The 13,910-nt window shown below is 62.5% G+C and carries 13 protein-coding genes; 9 read left to right on the forward strand and 4 right to left on the reverse strand.

From position 1 onward, the window contains the following. Positions 1-53 precede the first annotated feature (53 nt). The 4 genes from DTQ13_RS03535 to DTQ13_RS03550 all read right to left on the reverse strand — a co-directional run bounded on the left by DTQ13_RS03535 (position 54) and on the right by DTQ13_RS03550 (position 2,596). A complete protein-coding gene (locus DTQ13_RS03535; RefSeq protein WP_248461107.1) occupies positions 54-986 on the reverse strand; it encodes a bifunctional riboflavin kinase/FAD synthetase in 933 nt (310 codons plus the stop codon). Positions 987-1,035: 49 nt separating this feature from the next. After that, complete coding sequence (locus DTQ13_RS03540) at positions 1,036-1,311, reverse strand: twin-arginine translocase TatA/TatE family subunit (RefSeq protein WP_248461111.1); 276 nt, start codon at positions 1,309-1,311, stop codon at positions 1,036-1,038. Between the two features lie 102 nt (positions 1,312-1,413). Next, positions 1,414-1,869: a CHAP domain-containing protein gene (locus tag DTQ13_RS03545; RefSeq protein WP_248461219.1), complete on the reverse strand. Its 456-nt coding sequence runs from the start codon at positions 1,867-1,869 to the stop codon at positions 1,414-1,416. 121 nt (positions 1,870-1,990) lie between these two features. Further along, on the reverse strand, positions 1,991-2,596 hold the full coding sequence (locus tag DTQ13_RS03550; protein ID WP_248461112.1) for a regulatory protein RecX: 606 nt from the start codon (positions 2,594-2,596) through the stop codon (positions 1,991-1,993). 91 nt (positions 2,597-2,687) lie between these two features. Here DTQ13_RS03550 and DTQ13_RS03555 point away from each other — a divergent pair, with 91 nt between their 5' ends. The 9 genes from DTQ13_RS03555 (at position 2,688) to DTQ13_RS03595 (ending at position 13,764) form a co-directional block, all read left to right on the forward strand. Beyond that, positions 2,688-4,331, forward strand: coding sequence for a D-aminopeptidase (locus DTQ13_RS03555; protein WP_043558947.1), 1,644 nt, complete (start codon positions 2,688-2,690; stop codon positions 4,329-4,331). A 205-nt stretch (positions 4,332-4,536) separates the two neighbouring features. Beyond that, positions 4,537-5,712: an aspartate aminotransferase family protein gene (locus tag DTQ13_RS03560; protein WP_043559342.1), complete on the forward strand. Its 1,176-nt coding sequence runs from the start codon at positions 4,537-4,539 to the stop codon at positions 5,710-5,712. Positions 5,713-5,724: 12 nt separating this feature from the next. Continuing rightward, entirely contained in the window at positions 5,725-6,693 is a 969-nt protein-coding gene (argF, locus tag DTQ13_RS03565; protein WP_081562912.1) for an ornithine carbamoyltransferase, read from the forward strand. 78 nt (positions 6,694-6,771) lie between these two features. Further along, positions 6,772-7,749: an Hsp33 family molecular chaperone HslO gene (locus DTQ13_RS03570; RefSeq protein ID WP_248461115.1), complete on the forward strand. Its 978-nt coding sequence runs from the start codon at positions 6,772-6,774 to the stop codon at positions 7,747-7,749. Further along, a complete protein-coding gene (locus tag DTQ13_RS03575; RefSeq protein WP_248461116.1) occupies positions 7,746-8,852 on the forward strand; it encodes a hypothetical protein in 1,107 nt (368 codons plus the stop codon). Before DTQ13_RS03570 ends, DTQ13_RS03575 begins: the two co-directional genes overlap by 4 nt. Then, the gene (locus tag DTQ13_RS03580; RefSeq protein WP_143539940.1) at positions 8,839-9,681 is read left to right on the forward strand and encodes a hypothetical protein; all 843 of its coding nucleotides are present in this window, start codon (positions 8,839-8,841) and stop codon (positions 9,679-9,681) included. Before DTQ13_RS03575 ends, DTQ13_RS03580 begins: the two co-directional genes overlap by 14 nt. Positions 9,682-9,814: 133 nt before the next feature. Beyond that, positions 9,815-10,594: a gluconate 2-dehydrogenase subunit 3 family protein gene (locus tag DTQ13_RS03585; protein ID WP_081562915.1), complete on the forward strand. Its 780-nt coding sequence runs from the start codon at positions 9,815-9,817 to the stop codon at positions 10,592-10,594. Positions 10,595-10,597: 3 nt separating this feature from the next. Beyond that, positions 10,598-12,391, forward strand: coding sequence for a GMC family oxidoreductase (locus tag DTQ13_RS03590; protein ID WP_146046919.1), 1,794 nt, complete (start codon positions 10,598-10,600; stop codon positions 12,389-12,391). Continuing rightward, complete coding sequence (locus tag DTQ13_RS03595) at positions 12,391-13,764, forward strand: cytochrome c (RefSeq protein WP_248461117.1); 1,374 nt, start codon at positions 12,391-12,393, stop codon at positions 13,762-13,764. The genes DTQ13_RS03590 and DTQ13_RS03595 overlap by 1 nt, the downstream gene beginning before the upstream one ends. Positions 13,765-13,910: the final 146 nt, after the last annotated feature.

A 13,910-nucleotide genomic window follows, 5' to 3' on the forward strand; every position in this document is an offset into this window, starting at 1 on the left:
TCTCAGTACGGGATAAAAATAACTGTACTTATGGAGAGAGCCTGCCGTCCCGGTCAACCCCCTGTCTTGCCGAGCACCTGCCTCGCCTGTGCGGCATCTGCCGCAATATGGGCCTTCAGCTCATCAAGGGAGGAAAAGCGTTTCTCGTCCCGGAGCAGAGCAACCAGCTCCACCCCCAGAATCTGGCCGTACAGGTCCTCATCCACATCGAAAAGATGAGCCTCCAGCCGGCTCTCCCGCCCGTCATTGATGGTCGGGCGGCGGCCAAGATTGGCCACGCCGGGCACGAGCCGACCGTCCGGCATCTGCACCCTCACGGCATAGACACCCCTGGCAGGCTCCAGATGCTCCTTCAGCGCAATGTTGGCTGTCGGGAACCCCAGAAGGCGCCCCCGCTGATCCCCCTGGACCACCTCTCCCGTGATGGCCCAGTTGCGCCCCAGAAGCTCCGCTGCCTTCTCGGGATAACCCTCCTGAAGGAGACGGCGTATCCGGCTGGAAGACACCGGCCCTGCCACATCCGCCAGCTGCGGGACGATACTGACGCCCACGCCATGCTCCACCAGAAGCTGCTCCAGAAACGTGACATCACCCTCCCGCCGGTGCCCGAAGGCGAAGTCCGCCCCACAGGCCACATGAGCCACATGCAGCCCCTCGATCAGCACATCCCGCACGAAGGCCTCGGCACCCAGATGGGAAAAAGCCTCATCAAACTCTGCCTGCACGATGCAGCTTACGCCCTGTTCCTTCAGGGCGGCGGCACGCACCTCCGGCCGCATGAGACGGAAGGGTGGGTCCTGCGGACGGAAAAAAGACCGTGGATGTGGCTCGAAGGTCAGCACCCCCAACCGACAGCCGGGGCGAGCCATCTTCAGGCTCTGAAGCAAATGGACATGACCTCGATGCACGCCATCAAAATTGCCCAGAGCCACGGCCGCACCCCAGCAGGAGCGGGGCACGGCCCGCCAGTCTGTGCAGAAAGTCATATGGGTATCATCGGGTCTTCAGGTGCCGGAACTGTTCCGCAGAGCGGGATCAACGGGAACGGTGGCTTTCATCATCAGCCATACGGGCATCCGGCTGCTGATGGGGCGCTGCCGTACCCTGCTGGGGCTGGGGCGGGGACAGACGTTCGTCAGTCTGCTGCGGGGCGGCGGTTCCCTCCCGGTCATCCTCGGCCATGCCCTTCTTGAAGGATTTGATCCCCTTGGCGAAATCGCCCATCAGGCTGCTGATCTTGCCGCCACCACCGAACAGCACCAGTACAATAACGGCAAGGATTATCCAATGAATCGGACTCATGCTGCCCATAGGACCATACTCCCTGATAAGGTTGAGGCGTCCCCCATGTGGCAGGGGCGTACTGATTGTGCAACCCCCGGCCCATGGGCCCACCCATGTCGTGAAGGCATCCTAGCGCATTGGCAGGATAAAACCATAGGTGGGATATGCACGCCTGCCCATACTTCCTGCCGGGGCCCACCAGACCCGGACCAGCGACCAGTCCCCCCTTGGGGAGATGTCCTCCACCGGCACACTGTGCTCAATACGCCCGCCAACCCAGTTGGCATGATCCACTTCAATCCGCCGCTTCGTCCGCAGGCGCCGCACGACCGACACATGCCCATCCGGAATACGGGAGCTTGCCCGGAACACCAGCACACTCCCCGGCTGTGGCCTGTGGCTACGCTGGTAATGGCCCCGGGCTTCCCACCACCAGCTGGCAGCCCGCCCCCGCAGGTTGACCCCACTCACCTGCCGCGCATAAGGCGCACACTGCACCGGCCCATGGTAGGATCCGACCGAGCTGCATGCTCCGAGAGTGAGGCAGACACACAGGGCCAGCACCTCCTTCCGGCGGTCCCACATCTGCCATCCCTGCATGACAGCCCCGCTTTTCTGCATGGTCCACCTCACGCTCTGCCCATTCTCGCCAGACATCAGCCTAACCGGACATTGAGGCTGAATCTGGTTCCTGCCCAACGGAACATCACAGGGACCGGAACCCGATAATCAGATCTTCCGCATCCTCCCTGTCCATTCCAAGCGCCTTCTCCGCAACATCCTGCGAAAAACCGTTGCGGGCAAAAATGGCCAGTACCTTCATGTGTTCCTTCTCCGGCCTGTCGGGCCTGTGGAATGGCCCGACCGCCCTTTTGCGAGCCAGGATGAGTGCGGCGGCCAGTTCGGCCTGATGGGCCTGCTCCTCCCCTGCCTCTCCCAGGCTCTCATCCACCGCCTGCCGGACCGTCTCACCATCAACGCCCCTTGCCTGAAGATGGGCCTGCACAGCTCGGCGGGACCGCCCGGCACGGGCCAGATTGCGGGACCTGGAACGGGAAAAGGCCGCATCATCCACAGCTCCGAAGCGCCCCATCTCCTCCACGATCTGGTCGATAACCGGCAGGCAGACGGCCTCATGTGCAGCGACCTCCTCGGCAAACATGCCAGCCCGGGCAGCCCGTACCCCCCAGCGGCGAACACGCCGCTGCAACATCTGCCGCAAGCTTTGCCGGGTCGTGGCAAAGCGGGCCAGATGGGCCAGAGCTGCGTCTTTCAGGCTCTGATAATCTGGTGAAGGTGGGATAACATCCATGCGATCAGTCCATAACTTGCTCTTGCCCTGCCCGTCCAAAATCTTCATCACTGGTAACAGGCCTCTCCATAGTACCCGCCAGTGAGTTCTCATGCACGCACAACACTCCATCCTGCCCCGGACCGGGCGCCTGAAGGAAGAAATGCACGCCACGGCCACCCGTTATCCCGGCCCCGGTGGAGCTGTTGCCGTCCTGCATGAGGGGGAAGTGATCGCCCGGCACTGCTGGGGCTATGCCTCGCTGGAACGCCGCCTGCCTTTCACGCCCGCAAGCCTGTTCCGCATCTGTTCCATCACCAAGCAGTTCACCTGCGCCACCCTGCTGGACCGTTACGAAAACCCGGAAACCCTGGCCCCATACATCCACAGGCGACTGCCCCGGCTCCGCTCCGACCCGCCCACTGTCACACAGCTGGCTCACAACCAGTCCGGCCTGCGGGATTACTGGGCCGTGGCCATGCTGCATGGTGCCGCCATTGAAGGCACATTCAGCCCGGCGGATTCCGACAGGGTCATCACCGGGACACGGTCCCTCCAGTTTCTTCCCGGCACATCCTATTCCTACGTCAATCAGAATTTCCGTCTGATTTCCGAGGCGATGGAAGAAGAAAGCGGGCTGAGCTTTGCCGAGCTGCTCCAGCAGCATGTTTTCGACAGGGTCGGCATGAGGCGAGCCATCCTGGCGGCGGAAACCAGCGCCCTGCCCGATGGCACAACCGGCTATGAGGGGACACAGGAGGGCGGCTACTGGCCCGCCCGCAATCACATCTACTGGACAGGGGATGCCGGGATGGCAGCCTCGCTGGATGACATGATCGCCTGGGAACGTTTCATCGACCAGCAGCGTGATGACCCCGAAGGCCTCTATAACCGCATGAGCCGCCCCGTCCTGTTCGATAACGGGCACAAGGCGCCTTACGGCTTCGGGCTGCAGCATGGCACCATCGCAGGCCATGAGATCACAGCCCATGGCGGCGCCCTGCGGGGCTGGCGGTCCCACCGGCTGCACTGTGCCGCCTTGCGCCTCTCTGTCGTGGTCCTCTTCAACCACATGTCCCCGGCCCAGCAGGCCGCCGCCAACCTGTTCCGGGCCTTTCTGGGAGAAGAGGGAAAACCGGCTGCCCGACAGGCCCCCTCTGGCAGACAGGCTCCCCATGCACTGGAGGGCCTCTGGCTGGATGAGGAAACCGGCCTCTCCGCCCGCATCACCGCAGCAGCACCGGGCAAGCTTCAGCTCCGCTACCTCATGCTGCCGGAAACGCTGGACATCATCTCCCCCCAGCTTGCCGAGGCCGGGAACCTCCGTGTGCGGCATATACAGGGCGAACACATGCAGGCCAGCACACAGGAAATCCCCACGCCCCACATCATCATGGAACGGCCAGGGGAGAACCGGCATGCCCTGCTCCGCCCCTACCCTGCCAGCCCCCAGCCCGACCCGGAAGAACTTGCCGGAGACTATGAATGTGAGGAGCTGGACGGCTCCCGTTTCACCATCACCAGCCAGAGCGGGCTGCTGCATGGCGGGTTCTCCGGTTTTCTGGGAACAGGGCGGATGGAACGGCTGACCGGACTGGGACCGGACCTGTGGGCCTTCCCCTGCCCCCGGGCTCTGGATCACACCCCGCCCGGCGACTGGACCCTCCACTTCGAACGGCGGAACGGACGCCTCCACCAGCTGCGTGTTAGCTGCTGGCTGGCACGGAATCTCATCTATCGGCGGCTGCCGGACTGAAAGCCATGCGTCCGGCTGCAAAGCCCTCCATGGCCTGCCTGCAAAACAGGGTTTGACGATTCCCCGTTCTGCAAGCAGTATGGTCGGGCAGCTCCCCCTGATCTGAAAACCGGACAGGGGTATTTTCCATTGGAGGCATGGAACTGATGCGCCACCGGATACGGGCTGTATGTCGTTGATTTTTCAGACCGGGAACGCGTCCACCATGATCGCCTCCATCATGCCGAACTACAAACGCTTTGACCTTGCCTTTGAGCATGGCGAAGGCCTCTGGCTCACCGGCACGGATGGACGACGCTATCTGGACTTCGGAGCTGGCATTGCCGTGTCCTCCCTTGGCCACAGCCACCCGGCCCTCGTGAAGGCCATCACCGAACAGGCCAGCAAAGTCATCCACGTCTCAAACCTCTATCAGGTTCCACAGGCCAGGGCCCTGGCGGACATGCTGGTGGCGAACAGCTTTGCGGATTCAGTCCTCTTCTGCAATTCCGGTGCGGAGGCCAATGAGGGCCTCATCAAACTGATCCGGCGGGCCCAGTACAAAAATGGTCACCCCGAACGCACACGCATCATCTGTTTCAACAATGCCTTTCATGGACGGACACTGGCCACCATTTCCGCAACCGGCAATCCGGCCTATCTGGAAGGGTTCGGCACACCGGTGGAAGGGTTCGACCATGTGCCCTTCAACGACCTCAACGCCGTCCGGGCCGCCGTGACAGACCAGACAGCCGGCATCCTGCTGGAACCCGTGCAGGGGGAAAGTGGCATCCGGGCAGCAGACCATGAATTCCTGCAGGGCCTCCGTGCCCTGTGCGATGAGAAAGGCCTCTATCTGGGCATTGATGAGGTACAGAGCGGCATGGGCCGTACCGGTACGCTCTTCGCCTTCGAGCAGGCAGGCATCACACCGGATGTCGTGTCCTCCGCCAAAGGCATTGGCGGGGGCGTACCGCTCGGGGCTGTACTGGCCCGTGAAGACCTGGCCCAGCACCTCACACCCGGCACGCATGGCACCACTTATGGCGGCAACCCACTGGCCTGCTCGGCCGGGCTGGCCGTGCTGAAAGAGATTCTGTCACCCGGCTTTCTGGAGCATGTCCGCAAGACCGGTGCCGCCTTTGGCACAATGCTTGAAGCCTGCGTGAGGGAATATCCCACCATTTTCGAGGAAGTCCGTGGTGTCGGACTGATGCGGGGCCTGCGCTGCCGCATCCCTGTCGGGGATGTTCTGGCCGCTGTCATGGCCGAGGGCCTTCTGGCCATAGGCGCAGGGGACAACGTGCTGCGTCTGGTTCCGCCCCTCATTGCAACCGAGGCTGACTGTCAGGAAGCCTGCACCCGCATCGGGCGTGCTGCTCACGCCCTTGCCAACAAGTAAGGAGACACCTGCGTGAGTACCACCAAGGCCTCATCGCCCCGTCACTTCCTGGACATCAAGGACCACTCCACCGAGACACTGCGGCACATCCTCACGCTCGCCGCACGGGTCAAGGCTCTCCAGCAGGGGCGCAGACATCCGCTCTGCCCCGGCCAGCCACTGGCCGGCCGTGCGCTGGGGCTGATGATGTCCCGCCCCTCCACCCGCACCCGTGTCTCCTTTGAAGTCGGGATGAAACAGCTTGGCGGGACCGTCAACGTGCTGGCTCCATCCGACATGCAACTGGGGCGTGGAGAAAGCATTGCCGATACGGCCCGTGTCCTCTCCCGTTTTCTGGATGTCATCGTGCTGCGCACGGGCAAGGATGCCAACCTGCGTGAGCTGGCCCGCTGGAGCAGCGTGCCGGTCATCAACGGGCTGACACCGATCTCCCACCCTGTACAGATTCTGGCCGACATCCTTACCTTTGAGGAACACAGGGGACCTATCACCGGCAAAAAACTGGCCTGGATCGGCGATGGCAACAATGTTGCCACCTCCATGATCGAGGCCGCAGCCCGACTGGGCTTCACCCTGCATCTGGCCACACCGGAAGGGGAGTTCACCCCGTCCGAAACCGCAGTACAATGGGCCCGGGACAATGGCGGTGACATCCGCCTGACGCATGACCCCAAGGAGGCCGCAGCAGGAGCGGATGCCGTCATCACGGACACATGGGTCAGCATGGGGGATGAAGATGCGGAAAAACGCCTCAGGCTGTTCCGCCCTTACCATGTGGATGAAACCCTCATGGCGCTGGCCTCACCCCAGGCCCTGTTCATGCACTGCCTGCCTGCCCATATAGGGGAAGAAGTCAGCAAGGCCGTGTTCGAAAGCCCGGCCTCCATCGTGTTTGATGAAGCCGAAAACCGCCTACATGCCCAGAAAGGGCTTCTGCTCTGGTGCATGGAGAAGGATGATCTTTCGGCCTATCAGGGCTAGACCCTTCCGCCTGATGCCTGCCCCGGAGGGGGTACGGCATCAGGCCAGACAGGCCCGACAGAGAGGATTGTGACCCCGGTGACAGAAACCACCACGCCCGCAGCAACGCCCCGCCCGCATGATGTCCCCGACCTCACGGTCGCCCATGCCATCACACCGTTCCATCTTGGCCATGTGCCAGTACGGGGGCGGCTGATCACACTTGGCCCGCTGGCCGGGGCCATCCTCTCCCGCCATGATGAACTGCCAGAACCGGTCCGCCTCCTTGGCGGACAGGCGCTCGCCCTCGTGGCAGCCATGGCGACGGCCCTCAAATTCAAAGGGTCCTTCTCCCTTCAGGTCAAAGGAGACGGACCTGTTTCCCTGTTCCTTGCAGACTGCACCGATACAGGCGAACTGCGCTTTACCGCCCGCATGGCTGAAGATTACACCCTCCCCCTGCCGGAAGATGCTTCCGGACTGCTGGGCAAGGGCTATATGGCCTTTACCGTGGATCAGGGGCCGGATACCGACCGTTATCAAGGCATTGTCGGGCTCGAAGGCCCCACTCTGGCTGACATGGCCGAACATTATTTCCAGACCAGTGAGCAGCATGACTGCGCCATCCACCTCTTCTCCCGCCATACGGAATCGGGCTGGCAGGCCGGAGCCCTGGTACTGGAACGCCTGCCAGACAGCACCCCGATTGCGGGCAATGATGACCACAGACCAGCCGATGCCACCATCCAGGACCTGTGGGAAACGGCCTGCACCTTTGGCCAGACCCTGACGGCAGAGGAGCTCTTCAACCCACAGCTCTCCCCCGGGGCGCTCATCAACCGTCTCTTCGGCACGCTGGATGTGGAGCTGGCCCCGGCCAGGCCTCTCTCCTTCGGCTGCCGGTGCAGCCGGGCCCGCCTCCAGGGGGTGCTGGAACGTTTCAGCGGGGAGGACCTCGACCACATGGCACAGGATGGCGTGATCTCCATGGAATGCCATTTCTGCAACACGGCTTTCACCTTCACCCGTGAAAGCCTGCCCGATGGCCAGAAAAACGGTGATGCTGGAGCGCCATGACAGCAGGGCTTCCAGTACCTCTCCAGCGGGACAGGCAGCCCGTCGAACGGCTCTATCCGGGCTGGCAGTGCAACGGGCGTCATCCGGCCCCTGCCGGGATGGAGGTCCTGAGTCTCCAGCACAGGCACACAGGGCAGGAAGCCTGCTGGTGGCTCACACCTGAAGGGGATATCCTCGCCTGCCACGCCCTGGCGCTGGACAAACACTGGAGCCAGAAGATCAGGGAGGCCGTTGCCCCCGCCCTACAGCAACTCAGCACGACGCTGCTGGGCCGGGTAACACCTCTGCCAGCCGAGGCCTGCTTCCCGCATGAGGCCATGGCCCCACTCACCAACCTGCCGCACACGGCCCGCCTCCAGCTGCTCGGCCTCTGGTTCCGCTCTGTCAGCAGGTCGCTTCTTGTCCTGTCTCCCGCCACACTGCTGGATGGTGAAGAGACCTCACTGGAGCTGGAGGCAGCGGATGCAACTGGCCAGCCCTTTGCGCCCCGGTTCATCCGGGCCATGCTGGAGACACGGCCCGCCGGCCCCCACACGCTGGCCTGCTCCCCTTTCAGTGGCCGCATCATCCGGGCCGAACTGACCATGCCGACAGACAGAGGTGTGGCCTGCCGCTTCAGTGACGAAAGAAACGGAGAAACCTTCTACCTCTTCTGGCCCGGCCCGGCAGGGCAGATAGACCCGCAAACAGCACAGCAGCCCCTTTTCTACCACCCGCAGGGTGAACTCCTGCTGGGAGATGGGCCGCTTACGCCACTGGTCCCCATCTTTCTCCTCTCATGGTTCATCAGCAACCCCAACTGCATTGAGGAACTGAAACATGCCCACCCCTTCCGGCTGGAAGATTATGGCGTGGGCAAGGCCTCGGCCCTGTGGAAGGACATCGCCCTGTCACCTTCGTCCTCCCAGACCGATACACAGGCCACCACACAGGAAGAGACTGGACAAAACCGGACATCTTTTCCATTTTCTTCCAGACACTGGGGGCAGTCTTTCTTTTTTGAGGCCGGTCGGACAGCAGGCCTGCCCGACCGGGACCGGCTCACCCCGCAGGACCACGAAAAAACAACAGGCGCCGGACATGAAAACCATGACGAACCATAGTGCCAGAACGCCTCATCTGGTCAGCCGCATGAAGCTGCGTTCCTCTCTCTTCAGCCTGGGAATGGGCTGTGCGCTGGCTCTGCTGGCAGGCTGTGCCTCCGGCGGTTCCGGAGAGGAAACATTCCCGTCACCGGATTACAGCTACCTGCCCCCCCTCAACCTGAATGTCAGCCAGGTTGATGTCAGCAACCAGGTCCAGCCCGACAGTGACGCCCTGTCCTCCCACAGCCCGACCAACCCCGCCGACGCTCTGGCCCTTATGGGGCGCCAGCGCCTGCACGCCATGGGAGCATCCGGTACGGCCAGCTTCACCATCACGAAAGCGGAGATGAGCAAGGCCCCGCACCATGCCCTCAGCGGGAGTTATACAGTCCAGCTGAACCTGAATGACACCGCCAGCCATCACCACGGCTTCATCACGGCGCATGTCCAGCGCACGATTGATGCCCCGGGCAAGCTCGGGCTGGAGCACAACCTCCATACGCTCAACACGCAGCTCATGGATGACATGAATGTCGAGCTGGAATACCAGGTTCGCAGCCATCTGGCCTCATGGCTGACGGACGCAACAGGCACACCGCTGAATGCCGCCACCATTCAGAGCCAGGAGCTGAGCAGCACGGATCTATCCAGCACACCCCCGGCTGCACCGCAGCCCCCGGCCAGCACGGTCGTGACCGGTGCCACCGCAACGGCAGACCGGGCCGTTGGCAATGCTGCCAGCACTGCCGGCAGCTGGCAGAAACCGGCTGATACGGAAACAGGCCAGGCACCTTCCGCAGGCCGCATCCATTCTCCCCAGCCCCACATGCTCACCCTGCCCCAATAACGGACCTGTGCGCCCAATACGGGAAAAAAGGCGGAAGAAAACAGGCATGACAGCTGGTTAACTTGTCTTCTGCTGCCTTTTTTCCCATTCTGCCCCCTCTTCTGGACTTTCTCAAACCGGGCCGCCCTGTGCGATGACATCATCTTCCTCCCCTCCCTCCCACGATGCTCCTGCCCCGCTGTCCCGGCGTGGCTTCATGGGAGGGGCAGCCTCCCTCTCCAGCCTTCCCCTGCTCAGCCATGCCGCCCGGGCAGACGAAAAGGATGGGAAACAACAGCCCGCCCCCCCGGATGATGACCCCGCCCATTACAGGCCCGTCTTTTTCAGTGCGGAGGAATATCTCTTTCTCTGCCATGCGTGCGAGCGCATCTTTCCGCAGGATGAAAACGGGCCGGGAGCCCAGGCCCTCGGCGTACCCCGCTTCATCGACAGGCAAATGACCACCCCTTACGGCCGGGGTGACCTCTGGTACATGAAGGCTCCCTTCGTGAATGGGCCGCCAGAGCTGGGCTACCAGCTGCCCTACAGCCCACAGGACCTCTATCGTGGGGCCATCACGCCCATAAACACCCATTGCCTCATGCTGCATGATGCCGTTTTTGCAGCCCTCTCGCCACAATGGCAGGATGAGGTGCTGCATGCGCTGGAAGATAACAGGCTCCACCTCAATGACATTCCCGGTGCCGCCTTCTTCGAGCAGCTGCGGACCAATACACTGGAAGGAGCCTTCTCCGACCCTGCCTATGGCGGCAACCACAACATGGCTGGCTGGAAAATGATGGATTTTCCCGGTGCCAGGGCGGACTTCATGGACTGGATCAACCAGGACGGGGCCCGCTACCCCCTGGGCCCGGTCGGCATGCCTCCAAAACCGGACCCATACAGCGCCTCTTTCCAGAATGAGGAGGGATGAACCATGACAGACCAGACATTCCCTCCCGCCAAGCCGGATGTCGTTGTCATCGGCGCTGGCTGGGCCGGCAGCATCATGGCCAAGGAACTGACAGAGGCCGGACTGAACGTCACCATGCTGGAACGTGGGCACGACCACAGCACAGCCGTGGAAGGGACCTATCCCGGCTCCATTGACGAACTGCGGGGCGCCGTGCGCAAGCGCCTCTTCCAGAAACTGGCCCGCACCTCCCTGACCATCCGCAACCGCCCGGACCAGACTGCCCTGCCCTACCGCCAGCTGGCCGCCTTCCTCCCTGGCGAAGGCGTTGGTGGTGCCGGACTGCACTGGTCAGGCTGCCACTTCCGTGTCACGGAGGATGACCTCCGCCTGCGCAGCGCCACCATTGAGCGCTACGGGCAGAAATTCATCCCCAAAGACATGCACCTCCAGGATTACGGAATCAGCTACGGAGAACTGGAACCGTTTTTCGACAAGGCAGAGAAGGTCTTTGGAACTTCGGGGGAGGCATCCTCCGTGCAGGGGCAGAAAACAGGCCGTGGCAACGTCTTTGCCCTGGACCGCTCCAGCCATTTTCCCCTGCCGCCCATGGCAGACACCTTCTCTGCCAGCGTCTTCCGCCAAGCAGCCCGGGAGGCAGGCTTCCACCCTTACAGCATGCCTGCCGCCAATGCCTCCCAGCCCTATACCAACCCTTATGGCTGCCAGATGGGCCCCTGCAACTTCTGCGGTTATTGCAGTGGCTATGCCTGCTATCTCTATTCCAAAGCCTCCCCGAACGTGAACATCCTGCCCGCTCTGCGGCAGGACAAACGCTTCCGGCTCATCACACAGGCACAGGTGCTGGAAATCCTGCTGGATGACACCCGCAAGAGAGCCACCGGTGTGCGGTACATCGACCTCAAAACCGACTCCGAACAGGTCATTGAGGCGGATCTGGTCATCCTCAGCGCCTTCCAGCTGCACAATGTCCACCTCATGCTGACATCCGGCATTGGCAAACCCTATGACCCGGTCAGCCAGAGCGGGACCATCGGCCGCAATTTCACCTACCAGACCATCACCTCCTCCCGTGTCTGGCTGCCGGAAAACCGCTGCACAAACCAGTTTGTCGGCGCCGGCGGCGCTGGCGTGGCCATTGATGACTTCAACCAGCCCGGTTTCGACCGGGGGCGGGCCGGTTTCATTGGCGGGTCTCCTGTCTGGGTCAATCAGGCGGGCCTCAAGCCCATTGCTGCCGCACAGGGCAGTGGCGGAAAAGGATCACCCCGCTGGGGAGGTGCCTACAAGGCCGCCATGATCGACCAGTACAGGCATTCCTTCAGCATTGATGCCCATGGCAGCAACATGGCCTACCGGGATGTCTATCTCGACCTGGACCCCACATGGCGCAATGCCTATGGCCAGCCCATGCTGCGGATGACCTTCACATGGAAGGACAACGACATCCGCATGAACCAGTATGTCGTCAGGCAGATCGGCGACATTGCCCAGGCCATGGGGGCCACACGGACCAGCCTGAACAGCCTCCAGCCGGGCCAGCTTTTCGACAGCCGCATCTATCAGACAACACATCTCAGCGGTGGTGTCATTCTGGGCAGCAACCCGAAGACCAGCGCCCTGAACCGGTATCTCCAGAGCTGGGACGTCCCGAATCTCTTCGTCATCGGCTCCAGCGCCTTCCCGCAAGGAATGGGATACAACCCGACAGGCCTGGTGGCAGCACTGGCCTACTGGTCCGCTTACCATATCCGCCAGACCTATCTCCGCAATCCCGGCCCGATGGTACACGCCTGATGTCCCTGTTCCTCCGTTCCACCGGCACGAAACGCACATCCCCCCTTCGCCCCCTGCTGATGATGGGGCTGGGTCTGCTGGGCATCGTGGCTGCCACCCTGCCCACCCGTCCTGCACAGGCTGATGATGCTCCCCTGCCTGCCGGACTGATTGAAGAGGGCCATTATCAGGCCGTTCTGGGCGACTGTGCCGCCTGCCACACCCAGCCGGGGCGGCCACCCTACAGCGGGGGGATGCCCTTCAAGCTGCCCATAGGCACCATCTACTCCACCAACATCTCGCCAGACCCCGTCCACGGCATCGGCCACTATACCGAAGCCGAATTCGCCCGGGCCGTCCAGCTCGGCATCCGCAAGGATGGCAGCGCCCTCTATCCGGCCATGCCCTATCCCTCCTACGCACGGCTGAGCAAGGCGGACATCCATGCCCTCTATGTCTATTTCCAGAGGGGGGTGACACCGCAGCCTGTTGACCCGCCCGCCAATGGGCTGATCTGGCCACTTTCCATGCGCTGGCCCCTGCATATCTGGCGCTGGCTGTTCTCACCCTCCATCCAGTCTGCCCAGCTGCGCACCAACAACCAGTTCTCCGACCCCATACTTGCCCGTGGAGCCTATCTGGTGGAAGGACCCGGCCATTGCGGGGCCTGCCACAGCCCCCGCAGCATCACCCTCAATGAAAAAGCCCAGACAGCCAAGGACGGGCCGCTCTTCCTCTCTGGCGGGGGCGTGGTGGAACAATGGGTCGTCCCCTCCCTCCGGCAGGAAAACCGGACAGGACTGGGCCGCTGGAGCGAACAGGACATCGTGGATTTCCTCCGCACGGGGCGGTCCCGGACTGGTGCCAGCTTTGGCGGGATGACGCCTGTCATCGTCCATAGTGCCCATGCCTTCAAGGAGGCGGACCTGCACGCCATTGCCCGTTACCTCATGCAGCTGGCCCCGGCACGGAAGGAAACACCCTGGGTCTATGACCCCACGACGACCGACATGCTCCGCCGTGCCGACCTCTCCCAGCCCGGGGCACAGACCTACATGGACCGCTGCGCCGCCTGCCACCGCACCGATGGTGCCGGGTATGGAACGGTCTTCCCCCCACTGGCTGGCAACCCCATCGTGATGACGGATGATGCCACATCACTCATCCATATCATTCTGGCCGGCGACAGTATGCACACCCTGCCTACGGCGGCCTCCGCCTTCACCATGCCGGGCTTTGCGGACACGCTCTCTGACAGGGAAGTAGCTGATGTTGTCAGCTTCATCCGGCAGAGCTGGGGCAATAACAGCAGCCCCGTGAAGGAAAGTACCGTGAAACACATCCGCCACTCCATCCCGCAGGCAGAAACACCGGACCAGCTTCCCAAAAACTGACACTATCGGCACGGAAGGAAGAAACACCCTTGGCGGTTTTTTCCTTCCGTACCCATACAGACGGAGCGCTGCATTCCGTGACATTCCTGTAACCTATGCTCCCCTCATCTCGTGACAGGATGAGGACTGTAGAACAGAAGCAGGGG

Source organism: Parasaccharibacter sp. TMW 2.1888, from assembly GCF_023167265.1.
Taxonomy (GTDB): domain Bacteria; phylum Pseudomonadota; class Alphaproteobacteria; order Acetobacterales; family Acetobacteraceae; genus Bombella; species Bombella apis.

Bases quoted from the DNA above. Each gene is read 5' to 3' on its own strand.
- DTQ13_RS03535 (WP_248461107.1), bottom strand. From the start codon at position 986: ATGACTTTCTGCACAGACTGGCGGGCCGTGCCCCGCTCCTGCTGGGGT.
- DTQ13_RS03540 (WP_248461111.1), bottom strand. From the start codon at position 1,311: ATGGGCAGCATGAGTCCGATTCATTGGATAATCCTTGCCGTTATTGTA.
- DTQ13_RS03545 (WP_248461219.1), bottom strand. From the start codon at position 1,869: ATGTGGGACCGCCGGAAGGAGGTGCTGGCCCTGTGTGTCTGCCTCACT.
- DTQ13_RS03550 (WP_248461112.1), bottom strand. From the start codon at position 2,596: ATGGATGTTATCCCACCTTCACCAGATTATCAGAGCCTGAAAGACGCA.
- DTQ13_RS03555 (WP_043558947.1), top strand. From the start codon at position 2,688: ATGCACGCACAACACTCCATCCTGCCCCGGACCGGGCGCCTGAAGGAA.
- DTQ13_RS03560 (WP_043559342.1), top strand. From the start codon at position 4,537: ATGATCGCCTCCATCATGCCGAACTACAAACGCTTTGACCTTGCCTTT.
- DTQ13_RS03575 (WP_248461116.1), top strand. From the start codon at position 7,746: ATGACAGCAGGGCTTCCAGTACCTCTCCAGCGGGACAGGCAGCCCGTC.
- DTQ13_RS03580 (WP_143539940.1), top strand. From the start codon at position 8,839: ATGACGAACCATAGTGCCAGAACGCCTCATCTGGTCAGCCGCATGAAG.
- DTQ13_RS03585 (WP_081562915.1), top strand. From the start codon at position 9,815: ATGACATCATCTTCCTCCCCTCCCTCCCACGATGCTCCTGCCCCGCTG.
- DTQ13_RS03590 (WP_146046919.1), top strand. From the start codon at position 10,598: ATGACAGACCAGACATTCCCTCCCGCCAAGCCGGATGTCGTTGTCATC.
- DTQ13_RS03595 (WP_248461117.1), top strand. From the start codon at position 12,391: ATGTCCCTGTTCCTCCGTTCCACCGGCACGAAACGCACATCCCCCCTT.